Below are 11,883 nucleotides of genomic sequence, written 5' to 3'. Positions count from 1 at the left end.
AGATAATTTCCTTCGACAATCAGCATTATGAAAAATCTTTTCAAAATCCTACTGACGGCAGCAGCCTTGGTGCTGACCTTCGCCTCTTGCTCGGAACATCTCAATTCCGAAAACGACGATTTCGCCAACAACTGGAAAGGACAGAACACAGCTGCCTTTGCCGAACACATGAAACAAGCCAAAGCGGCCATCGCTACGGCTAAGGCGCAGTATGGTTCCGATTGGGAAGCCCACTGCAACTATCGCATCTATCGCTACTTCGGCTATACGGACAATACAAAAGCTTCCATCAACGACTCTATCTGCGTGGAGATTGTGAAGCAGGGAACTGGCAGCGGTTGCCCGCTCTATACTGACTCCGTCAGCATGAACTATATGGTGCGCCTCATCCCTTCGGCCAGCTATCCCTCGGGGAAACTCATCGACCATTCTGGTCAGACAATCAATGAAGAGGATATTTTCAGCACAACCCATTCAGCTCCGCGCCACTTCCTCGTGAGCAAGCAGATTTCAGGCATGCAAACGGCTCTGCAACACATGCACATCGGCGACCGCTGGCGCATCTATATCCCCAGCGATTTGGCTTATGGTTCTAACAACCTGCTCGGTAGCTCCGGTATTCCGGCCTACTCCATGCTCCGCTTCGATGTAGAACTCAAAGCTTATGCCCGCGTAGGAACAAAGCTCTGATGCTAACGCATATACACATAATAATAGCCGCAGTAATTTCATTTACTGCGGCTATTGTTGTATTGAAAAACGCCCTATTCAGCTTTATTTTTCCTTAAGTCCTTCCGACAGATTCACGGCAATTCCGCGACGCTGCTGGTCGTCGGTGAGGGGACGGAGGCGGCGGAGGAAATCGGTGTAGTTGCGGCGCGAAGGATAGCTCCAACCAGCTTCGGCCAAGGCGGCGGCGCGGGGGAAGGCTTGATAGTAGATACGCTCCGTGGAGTTGATACATTCGCTCCAAAGTGTGCCACTAACGCCGAGCAGGTTCTGACGCACAAAGGTGCTGTCCTGTCCCCATGCGGGATCGAGGCGGTAAGTCTGCTGAAGCGTCGTGACGGGCATTCCCCAGTTCACCTCCGGCATATCGCCGCGCTGCTGCGGATAGTCGAGGTAGCAGTGTTCGCCAGGACAGAGCATGATTTGAGCTTTGTTGCGCACGGCTGCATCGATGGCCATCTTTGTCAGACCATGACGCCAAGCATAAACAACGCAACCAGGTTGTATTGTTTTGAATTCTTGTTCGTACCAATACATCGGCGTCTTCTTCAGCGCCTTGAGTCGGTCGATGACGCGGTCGAAGAGATACTGCTGCAACTGCCAGTTTTCCGTAAATCCTTCTTTGCGCTTCAGCTCCTGACAAGCGGGGCAATCGCTCCATGCACCCAAAGGTGGCTGACCGGCTTCGTCGCCTCCCAGATGGACATAAGGAGCTGGGAAAACATCGGCCAACTCCGTAAGGACATTGTCGAGAAACTCATAAACAAAGGGTTCGGCGGGGCAGAGCAATTCGTTGCTCACGCCACACGTCAAGCGAATGGGTACGGGCTTCTTGGCACACGACAGTTGCGGGAAACAATGGACGGCAGCCACCTCATGTCCTGGTAGTTCTATCTCGGGGATAATCATAACGTGATACTGCGCGGCGAAGCGGACGAGTTCGCGCATCTGTGCCTGGGTGTAGAAACCACTGATGCGCTCGGGCATATCATCCATGCCCACACGGTCGGAGGCTTTCTGCGTGAGCTGCGGATACTTCTTGATTTCGATGCGCCAGCCTTGATCGTCCACCAAATGGAGGTGCAGCGCATTGTATTTATAGCGAGCCATTTCCACGACAAAGGCCTTCAAGTCGGCAAAGGGAATGAAATGGCGCACAGGGTCGACCATCAATTCGCGGATCGGTGTGCGTGGTTGGTCAGCAATGTGCAAGGCGGGGATTTTCTCAGAGCGCGCACCTGTTCCGTTACCGATGCAGAGCTGCTCGAGCGTCATCAGTCCGCGGAACACACCGGCGGCTGTCTTGCCTTTGAGCACTACGCCTTTCTTGGAAATGTCCAAAGTATAGGCTTCATCGTTGGGGAGAGAGGAGTCGAGTTGGAGCTGAATGGTCGGCCCTGTCTTGCGGCGCACTTTCATATAGGCCGTGCGCTCTGCGAGTATGCGCTCGGCTTGCAGCTTTTCGTTGTTCAATTCTTGAGGGGCTGCCACGCCAATCACATCGGCCCAACGGAGGGGACGATGGCGGATGCGTTTCCGCTTGTCGCCGCTCTCCGCTGCTTCCTCAAAGGTTTCTTCAGGGAACACCTTCAGCGTGAGCGGTTGGGGTACGAGAATTTCCTCTGGGCGGCACACGTTTGCCATTTCCTTTTTTGCAAAGAAATGTCGCCAGCCTGGCGCGCGGCGGTAGTCCTTGCGAGCCCGCTCCGGAACAATGAGTTCCACGCGGCGGAGGTCGATACCGTCGAAGGCATTGTCGGCGCAAATGGGTGGCACAAGGGCCGAGAGGCGCACAGTGCGGAGGCCGCTGCAATTGGCAAAAGCAAAGGGAGCGAGGCGCGTAGTTCCCTCAAAGGAGAGTTCGCGCAACTTGCTGCAACCGTTGAACGCTGAAGCCTCTACCACGCGGGTAGTGGCGGGGAAACGCAAGCGCCCACCGATGCCCTTGCAGGCAAAGAAGGCTTGGCTACCCACAGAGTCGAGCTGCTGCGGCAAAACGAGCGATCGCAGCCGGTGGCGCGAGTGCATAGCGTTGCGGGGAATCACCGTGCAGTCGGTTTTAGAAAGATCGAGGGAGGTTTCGTTCACCTTCACATCGCGCAGCTGGCGGAAGTTCTGCGCACTGACGGGTAAACCCATGAGTAAGGCCACAAAAAAGGCGGAAAGTGTTTTCATCCTTATGGTGTTACTGATTTGAAATAATACTGTTTTATTGCGGGTCGTTCATCGTCAGCGTGCGAGTACCGTCCTCGTTTTCCACGATATTGACGCGCACGGCATCCTCGGGGAGCATATTTTCAATGAGTTCGGGCCATTCCATGAAACAAAGGTTGCCCGAATAAACATAGTCCTCATAGCCGATGTCGTAGACCTCTTCTTCCTTCTTGATGCGATAGAAGTCGAAGTGGAAGATAGGCCCTTGCGGCGTGGCATACTCATTGACGATGGCGAAGGTGGGAGAATTCACCTCATCGTCCGTGCCAAGCGCTTTGCAAAGTTCTTTGATAAACGTAGTTTTTCCCGCCCCCATTTTTCCATAAAAGGCAAAGACTTTGCGACCTGCCATGGCGGCGATAAACTGCTGGACTGCTTGCGGCATACTCTCCAGCGAAGTGATTTGTATTGTTGTCATATTGCGCTATTTTGTCATTTTCGGCGAAGATAGCATAAAACTACAAAATAAGAAAGTATCCCCGCTGCGGATTAGCTCCCTGGAAAGGCTTTGGCGCAACGGATTGGAGACGCCCCCATCGGGACAGCCAACGGACAGGAGTATCACGGCGTTTGTCTGAAGCCTTGCTGCGTCAGACCAACGAGGAAGAAGAAAAACGCCTATGGAGATGCGGGGAGGCACGTCCATAGGCGGAAGAAGTTTATAATATGATTTCTTACGAACATTTAGCGAATGAGTTTCTTTATCCCTTCGATGAGCTGTTCGAGCGGCATACCAGTACGGTCGCTCATGGCTTGTACATCCACCTTTCCTATCATGAGCCGACCAAGCGGCGTATTGAGCATTTTGAATTTGGAATCCAATTCGGGCAAACGACTTTTGAGCGCGGGATATTGCGCCAGCAGATCCTTCAAGCGAGTTTGTGGCGTGATTTCCGTCACGGCTTGCGTTTCGGCAACTTCGGTTTGTTCCGTCTCAACTTGGGTGGGTGCTTCGGCAGCTGCTGGGGCATCGCCATTGCTCCAGGTGAGCAGCGTTTGCGAACCTTCCAAAGCGCGGATGTGTGTGCAATCCTGCATCATTTCGAGCACACCACGGAAGTTGCCCTCCTTGTCGCGCACAGCCACATATATAATATAGATGAACAATCCCGGCTTATTGATCCAGAATTCGGCCTTGTCCTGTTCGCCACTTCTGAGTTTGTCGATCACTTCGCGAACGATGTGGGCACTCTTGCGCGGATGGCAATTCATCACTTCGCGCCCGATGACGTTCTTACTACGCGGGAAAATGCGGTGGTCAGTGTCGGAATAGAAACAAACGAGTTCGTTCTCGTCCACAAAGGAGATGTCGATGGGCAGGTGCTTGTAGATCAGATTCACCTGCTCCAGGGTGAGTTTTCCCGTTGCAACGTCCAGGATGTTGTTGCCTTTGTCAGCATAACCATACTTAGCGAGCAGGGCTTGCAGGTCGTTGGCAAAATCGTTCTGAGCAGCGGGGGCAACTTGCGGCTTCACTTCGGTAGCGGTATGCTCCACCTCGAAGAAGGCAAAGCCGATTTCCTGATCGCCACTCTTCATGTCTTCAAATTCTTCGGCGCTGATGAGAGCGAGAGATGTGGGATAGAGGATGAATTCTTCCTTCTGCATCAAATCGCGCGCATATAGCAGCACGCGTTCTTGCTGCTTGATGAAAGCGTCCTCATTGTCCTCGCGCAGCAGGCGTTCGGCTTCTCTGATTTCATCGCGCACCATATCGTCGAAAGTCCACATCGTGGTCGTGGGGCGGGTAAAACCTTTCTGCTCAAGCACGGGGTAGAGCTGATTTTGCTTGCGCTTGTAGTGTAAGGGGTATTGACTGATTTTCTCGTAGAGTTCTAACCATTGGTTTTTAATCATGGGATATTGCACCAAATCCTCCACCGCCAAGAGCAAACGCTTCATTTCCTCATTCTCTTTGAGATAGTGCATAATGGGGTGGTCGGCAGGAAGATTGGGCAAACTATTGTCGATGGCATCGCCCAGCATATCTATCACGGAATGCACATCCTCACGGATACATTCATCGCTGCTTTCTTCCGTCATCGTTTGTTCTATGTAGGCCACATGATAGGCACTAACTTTTCCCACACGTTCTTTGATCTGCTGTTGGGCTTCGGCAGCCGACAGTTTACCAGCTTTGAAGGCATTTTCTATCTCGAAAAGCGCATTGAGCTTTTCTGTATCCATAGGTGGAAGGTAATCTTTCATTCTATTGTCCATATCGTATTCAATTTTATTATTTGCAAAAATAAGCATAAATCAAATAAGAAAAAAGCCCTATACTGATGGAGGAATAAAGATTATCTGTACACAAAATATCATCCTACTCATTCTTACACCCAACATTCGCTACAAAACACAGGAATTACGCCTTTCCAGAAAAAGGATTTTTCAGTCCATAATTTGCCTTATATCACACTACCCTCGCCCACAATGTATAAAGATTCATGCGGTCACCTCCCCCACGCTCTCCTATCCACCAATAAGCTGCTACAAGACTGATTTTAAGCCACTTATATACGCTCAAAAATACAATAAGGTTGTCAGCTGACAGCCTTATTGTGTCGGCTGGCTTCCTTATTGCGTCAGCTGACACAATAAGGATATTTACGAGGGGGATAGACTTATGGGACAGGACGCGCTGTTTGCTGATAAATACCACCTATCTGATGATTCAGGAGATAGTTTCTCTCTTGTTTTCCTTATTTTGCACTTTAGTTTTCCATGTTTGGCACGCTTTTAGTATAAAGGCATTATCGCAAACAAATACGTAAATAATCAAAACTAAAATACAAGTATTATGAACATTCAACCATTAGCAGACAGAGTTCTGGTGCAGCCACAAGAGGCTGAAGAGAAAACAGCCGGTGGCATTATCATCCCCGACACCGCAAAGAAAGAACGTCCCATCGAAGGTAAGGTGCTGGCCGTTGGGCAAGGCACAAAAGACGAGGAAATGGTTCTGAAAGTGGGCGATAAGGTACTCTATGGAAAATATAGCGGTACGGAAGTGGAACTGGACGGCGAAAATTTCCTCATCATGCGTCAGAGTGACGTTTTGGCAGTAGTGAAATAATCGTTTTCAAGAACTAACATTATACATTTCAAAATAAAGATTTATCATGGCAAAAGATATCAGATACAATGTGGATGCGCGCGAAGCGCTCCGCGAAGGTGCTAACGCTTTGGCAAACGCAGTGAAAGTAACTCTCGGCCCTAAAGGTCGCAATGTGGTAATCGACAAAAAATTCGGTGCTCCGCGCATCACGAAAGATGGCGTTACAGTGGCAAAAGAAATCGAACTGGAAGACAGTTTCGAGAATGCTGGCGCACAGCTCGTGAAGAGCGTTGCGAGCAAGACGGGCGACGATGCCGGCGATGGTACTACTACTGCTACCGTCCTGACGCAGGCCATCCTGACTGAGGGTATGAGAAATGTGGCAGCTGGTGCTAACCCGCTCGATCTGAAGCGCGGTATGGACAAGGCTGTGGCAAAAGTGGTAGAAGGTATCAAGGCACAGGCTGAACAAGTGGGCGAAAGCTACGAGAAGATTGAGCAAGTGGCAAGCATCTCTGCTAACAACGATGCCGAAATTGGTAAGCTCATTGCCGATGGTATGCGCGCTGTCAGCGTGAATGGTGTTATCACCATTGAGGATGCAAAGGGTCGCGACACGGTACTCAAGACTGTGGAAGGTATGCAGTTCGACCGCGGTTACCTCTCTCCCTACTTCGTGACTGATTCTGAAAAGATGCAGTGCGACATGGAGAAGCCGTACATTCTCATCTACGATAAGAAGATTTCTAACTTGAAGGATTTCCTCCCCGTGCTCGAACCAGCAGCACAAAGCGGCCGTCCTCTCCTCGTTATTGCTGAGGATGTGGACAGCGAGGCGCTGACTACGCTCGTAGTAAACCGCCTGCGTGGTAGCTTGAAGATTTGCGCTGTGAAAGCTCCTGGCTTCGGCGATCGCCGCAAGGCCATGCTGGAGGACATCGCTGTGCTGACGGGTGGCGTTGTTGTGAGCGAAGAGAAGGGCTTGAAGCTCGAACAGACTACGCTCGAAATGCTCGGTTCTGCCGATAAGGTGACCATCTCTAAGGAGAACACGACCATCGTGAACGGTGCTGGTCAGAAGAACCTGATTCAGGATCGTATCAACCAAATCAAGAACGAGATTGCGAACAGCACTTCTTCTTACGACAAGGAGAAACTCCAGGAACGCCTTGCAAAACTGAGCGGTGGCGTTTGCGTACTCGAGGTGGGTGCTGCTTCTGAAACTGAACAGAAGGAGAAGAAGGACCGCTGCGACGATGCGCTCTGCGCTACGCGTGCAGCTATCGAGGAAGGCATCGTGACGGGTGGCGGCGTGAGCTACATCCGCGCACAGAAGGCTCTTGATGATCTGAAAGGCGACAACCAGGACGAACAGACGGGTATCGCTATCATCCGCCGCGCTATTGAAGAACCGCTCCGCCAGATTTGCTATAATGCTGGCATCGAGGGTGCTGTGGTTGTAAACAACGTTCGCGAGGGCGAGGGCAACTATGGCTACAACGCCAAGACTGAGAAGTACGAAGACCTCCGCGCTGCTGGTGTTGTTGACCCTGCAAAGGTGGCTCGCGTTGCACTTGAAAACGCTGCTTCTGTTGCTGGTATGTTCCTCACCACCGAGTGTGTCATCTGCGACAAGAAGGAAGAAAATCCTGCTCCCGCAATGCCCGCTCCCGGCATGGGCGGCATGATGTAAGCCAACCCTATCGCTTCATAGCGAAGAAAGATAAAAGCAAGGGATAGTTACACGATAGTAACTATCCCTTTTAGTTTCATAGATATTTTCCTTCACTTAAATATTCATATCCTATCTCGATTTAATGTTGTGTATGCCCTATTTTATCCATGTATGTAATACCCAAAGCAGACAAAACAAATACGATATGAATACTGATTTGCATAATCGTGTGTTGTGTGTCGATATTCTCGGCTACAAATGTTTCCAACAAATGGACGGCAGAAATACTGATGAGCGATATCATCAACTTGTGCTTTAATGCATTTGGATTTATCTTACCAAGATAACCAAACTGATTACAGTCCTTGTCCTTCTCAATAATCTCCAATCTGCTAACAAACGACCAGTATCCACCAATTACGCACACAATGATTAGATTCAAAACCATAGAAACATCCACAATACCTATGGCAAGCATAAGCATGGTTTCTTCTGTGAAAGTCCCTATATATATCAAGCTATGTACGACTTCTTTACAAAAAACGTAAGAATACATTCCCATCACTACGCACATACCAAGATACACAGGAACTTGAAGCCATCGACTTTGAAAGATACACCATTCAATAGCCTTTTCCAATTTATTCCCCATAAAATTTATATTTAAAGTATTTGCATTAAGTAATCAACGATCTTTGTGTGACGCTGGCGGATTTTATCTTTATCCCAAAGTTGGTCTTGCGCCGTCATTCGCTGAACTTCCAACTGCTGTTGTAAGTGTGTATAGCTTTCACGCTTTATCTGAAATCTGCCATTGCTCAATGACATATTATGACTGCCAGACAGAAGCAAGTAATTGCCCAAACACTCCAAATATCGGTTATAGAAGTCTTCATCATAAGGGCAATAACCATTATCAGCTTCTTTATTTTCGGTTTGTGGTGCGATGTGCTCGAGGTGTGGAGTCTCAATGCTGTCATATCTGACAGGACTATAACCAGACTTTCCGCTGGCTATCAGATAGTTTTCGTATTTCCATAAGAGAAACTTTGCGGTTTGATGATTCATCCCCATATTGAGGCAACGAGCAAGCTCTTCATTATTCCAATATCCCCACCAATCATTTCGATTTTTCATCCATTCAATATGATTGACAACCGTCATGGCATTAGATCCCATTTCCTGATAGCATTTATTGAGACGCCACAGTAAATTAGCACGAGTACCGATAATACGATTGCGCAAGAATATTTGTTCCAGAGATTTTGCCAATAGGTTTAGTCCATCTTGTTCCATACCATTACGCATGGCTTTAATGACAAATGGGAACATGATACCTTTGTCTGCCGACACCAACAAAGCATGATAGACCATATTTTCTCTTTCTTGCTGGAGGAATTTAGCTGCTTGGGTAAAGCAAGAAGCCAATAAACGTGTGAAGTCACGTATAAAAGCAATACTATCGGCTTTATTTAAATTTTCATTTACGAAGTCTGTGGAACTGATATCGTCCAAATTATTTCTATAAATCTTGACGGTATAATTCAGAATATTATCTTCATCGAGATAGTTCTCTATTAGACTAATTGATTTATAGATATGCTCAAATCTTTCTGTTGTGTCTGCCAATATAGATTCTGTTTCTTCAGCTGGCGCATGTAAATGTATATGATACATAAACTGAGCCTTAATGATTTCCAATTTGGTAGGTTTCTTCCCACGATTGTTTTGAAAGATAAACATCTGTACAGCCTCGGCGGCATCCTTTACCACATGCGTAGTGCATGCAGCATGGGTGATGGCGTTGAGAAGAGCTAAGAGATCTTTCTCTTCGATGTCTGCGAGGCGTGCTTTAAAATAATCAAATGCATCCGCAATTCTCGCTTTTGAAAGAGTGTCTATTTCACTACGATCAGTGGACGTTTGGTCTATGATATAGTCACGGAACATCTGATTGTCATAATCCACTGTTGAAAAGCGATATTTACTTCTCTGTTTAATGGTGTTACAATAGGCTATATACAAGTCATCATCGAAATCTTCTACCTTTACAATGCTTCTAATCTCTTTCAATCGTTTATAGAGGGCAGACAGAAATATAACGGTTGTTGTCAATCGTTGTTGTCCATCTATAATAGCATACTTGTTTTCTCCTTTCTCCTCAAAAAGAAAGTGACCGAAATAGTATGCTGTAGAGGAGTGGCTGTTTACATAATCTTGTATGTCTGACAGGAATGTGTTGACTTGTTTTGGGCTTTTGTTTGAGAGATCTGTATCCCAGGAATAAGCTCGTTGATAGTTAGGCACACTAATTGACTTTCCTGCCAACAGTGTTGATATGTTTGTTGATGATTCCATAATGATGTTTTATTTTATCCTCCAATTCAAAATTATGAATTGGAGGCTAAAGAATGGATTTAACGTGCAGAACGTGTGTTTATCTTCTTCCCAAAGCGATCATAGGTGTCTAGCCATGAGCTACGCCGCACAACGAAAGTGTCGCCTGTAACACTGACAACAATACCAATTGTCTCACTTAGCGTTTTGTACTTTTTGCCACTTTCATCGTAGAGGTCGTACCAAGAGCTACGTCTAACTATAAAGAAGTGTGGACCATAACCCACCACTTCACCAATAGTTTGCGATAATGTTTTTACCTTTTTCCCCTGTTCGTTGATAATGTCATACCAAGAACTACGGGGTTCAATCATTGAAATAGCCATAATAGATTTCTTTAGGTCGTACAATTCCTATGGACCGTTTTATTTAATAGGTTAATATACAAGAAGCGTGGAACTGTATGCTCCACGTCCTAATGCTCAGGCCCTGAGAAAACCTTAATAGACAGATGTGGGAATAACAGCCCCACGCTATATGCGTGGAGACCATTACGACCTTTCTTGTCTATTATTGCTTTAAGTTTCTCAGGCTTCGAGCATACAAGAATAGGGCATAACGCCTCTTTTACCAAAATATATGAGCAGATAATACGCTCACATCGCAAAGATATTTTTTTCTTTCAATATACCAAAGAAAACTAAAATATTTGATACAAAACTAAAAGAAATCCTTCAGAAACAAGGAAAAGGATGAACCTGCAGCACTATTGATGTAGATATCCATTTACTCTTTTTGTTTGAAGTTTAACAAGTTATCAACAAAAAAGAACAAGGAACGGAGTCGACATGGACTTCTTCCTTGTTCTTTTATACAGATATAACGGTATCTTTTACTTCTCCATTTGGAGACCGAGCTTCATACCATCGTAACTTCCTGCGAGCTTAGAAAGCGTGGAGAGGGTAGTATTCCCAGAGGCTGAACCGAGAAGGGCGGCAAGTTTGAGAAGGCGATCGCTATCAAACAGTAAACTGATTTTGCCATTGCTCTTAGCTACGTTTGCACTCATAGAGCCAAGGCCTAAGAGCGTGGTAAACTTGATCGTTTTATTTTTGCTATCAAGAGCGTAAGTACCACTGAGATTGCGACCGCCAACACTGGCCTTAAACGTCTTGTCCTTATTAAAAGTGAACGTACAAACTCCTGGTTTAATACCAACCTTACTCAACTGTTCATTGATTTCGCTTTCAATTTTATTAGCTGCCACTGCGCCACCGGCTTTCTTCAAGAGGTTCTCCGTTTCAAAAACACAATCGGTGCTCGTGTACTTCCAAGTGCCATACAGATCCTCTTCCGTGATCGTCTTAGAGCCTAAAAAAGAACTGAGGATATTACCAAACAAACTGGTAGTGCTCTCGCTCTTTTGATTATTAGCCGCAGTAGTTGTCGTTCCACCAAGGACATTAGAAAGCGAAGCATTACCCGTTGTCCCACAGGATGTCAGAGTGAGACCAGCAGCAACCACCGCCGCTGCCAAAAATACATTTCTCTTCATTTTATCTTAAATCTTTATCTTGTTTAGTGCCTGCAAATTTACACAGACTAAAACAGCTCACCAAACTAAAACTTTACTCTTCTCTTGTTTTTTCGAATAATTAAAAGAATGTTCTTCAAGAACTTCAAGGACTCTACAGAAAAGCCCCCAGAATGTCTCTCTCACAAAGCATACAAAAAAAAGACTCCCATCAGATTATTACTCTGATAGGAGTCTCTCTTATTAAAAAAGGCGGCGACCTACTCTCCCGTCTTGTGGACAGTACCATCGGCGCGACCGGGCTTAACTTCTCTGTTCGGAATGGTAAGAGGTGGA

At 46.9% G+C, this 11,883-nt stretch carries 10 protein-coding genes and 1 rRNA gene; 3 read left to right on the top strand and 8 right to left on the bottom strand.

Annotated features, from left to right (window positions below):
• The first annotated feature begins 27 nt into the window (after positions 1–27).
• Positions 28–690, top strand: a complete 663-nt coding sequence (locus tag FHS60_RS09275) for a BamJ family beta-barrel-assembly machinery protein (RefSeq protein WP_183697885.1) — start codon at positions 28–30, stop codon at positions 688–690.
• 84 nt (positions 691–774) lie between these two features.
• On the opposite strand, the gene FHS60_RS09270 is transcribed toward FHS60_RS09275, so the two are convergent.
• The 3 genes from FHS60_RS09270 to FHS60_RS09260 all read right to left on the bottom strand — a co-directional run bounded on the left by FHS60_RS09270 (position 775) and on the right by FHS60_RS09260 (position 5,163).
• A complete protein-coding gene (locus FHS60_RS09270) occupies positions 775–2,904 on the bottom strand; it encodes a family 20 glycosylhydrolase (RefSeq protein ID WP_183697883.1) in 2,130 nt (709 codons plus the stop codon).
• Positions 2,905–2,938: 34 nt separating this feature from the next.
• Complete coding sequence (gene tsaE / locus FHS60_RS09265; RefSeq protein WP_183697881.1) at positions 2,939–3,361, bottom strand: tRNA (adenosine(37)-N6)-threonylcarbamoyltransferase complex ATPase subunit type 1 TsaE; 423 nt, start codon at positions 3,359–3,361, stop codon at positions 2,939–2,941.
• A gap of 266 nt (positions 3,362–3,627) precedes the next feature.
• Positions 3,628–5,163, bottom strand: a complete 1,536-nt coding sequence (locus tag FHS60_RS09260; protein WP_183697879.1) for a DUF438 domain-containing protein — start codon at positions 5,161–5,163, stop codon at positions 3,628–3,630.
• 580 nt (positions 5,164–5,743) lie between these two features.
• Here FHS60_RS09260 and FHS60_RS09255 point away from each other — a divergent pair.
• Positions 5,744–6,019: a co-chaperone GroES gene (locus FHS60_RS09255; RefSeq protein WP_009348469.1), complete on the top strand. Its 276-nt coding sequence runs from the start codon at positions 5,744–5,746 to the stop codon at positions 6,017–6,019.
• 46 nt (positions 6,020–6,065) lie between these two features.
• Positions 6,066–7,694, top strand: coding sequence for a chaperonin GroEL (gene groL, locus FHS60_RS09250; RefSeq protein ID WP_009348470.1), 1,629 nt, complete (start codon positions 6,066–6,068; stop codon positions 7,692–7,694).
• 121 nt (positions 7,695–7,815) lie between these two features.
• Here groL and FHS60_RS09245 read toward each other — a convergent pair whose 3' ends face one another.
• From FHS60_RS09245 to rrf, 5 genes are all read right to left on the bottom strand, one after another.
• Positions 7,816–8,328, bottom strand: coding sequence for a TIGR00645 family protein (locus FHS60_RS09245; protein ID WP_183697877.1), 513 nt, complete (start codon positions 8,326–8,328; stop codon positions 7,816–7,818).
• 11 nt (positions 8,329–8,339) lie between these two features.
• Complete coding sequence (locus tag FHS60_RS09240) at positions 8,340–10,034, bottom strand: DUF262 domain-containing protein (RefSeq protein ID WP_183697875.1); 1,695 nt, start codon at positions 10,032–10,034, stop codon at positions 8,340–8,342.
• Between the two features lie 59 nt (positions 10,035–10,093).
• On the bottom strand, positions 10,094–10,399 hold the full coding sequence (locus FHS60_RS09235; protein WP_183697873.1) for a hypothetical protein: 306 nt from the start codon (positions 10,397–10,399) through the stop codon (positions 10,094–10,096).
• A gap of 506 nt (positions 10,400–10,905) precedes the next feature.
• A complete protein-coding gene (locus FHS60_RS09230; RefSeq protein ID WP_183697871.1) occupies positions 10,906–11,568 on the bottom strand; it encodes a DUF4923 family protein in 663 nt (220 codons plus the stop codon).
• Positions 11,569–11,794: 226 nt separating this feature from the next.
• Positions 11,795–11,883, bottom strand: a 5S ribosomal RNA gene (gene rrf / locus FHS60_RS10560); the annotation flags it as partial.

The sequence above is a fragment of the Alloprevotella rava genome (genome assembly GCF_014195585.1).
Taxonomy (GTDB): domain Bacteria; phylum Bacteroidota; class Bacteroidia; order Bacteroidales; family Bacteroidaceae; genus Alloprevotella; species Alloprevotella rava.
Note: the sequence above shows the minus strand (reverse complement) of the source record. Positions and strands in the feature narration are given on the sequence as shown.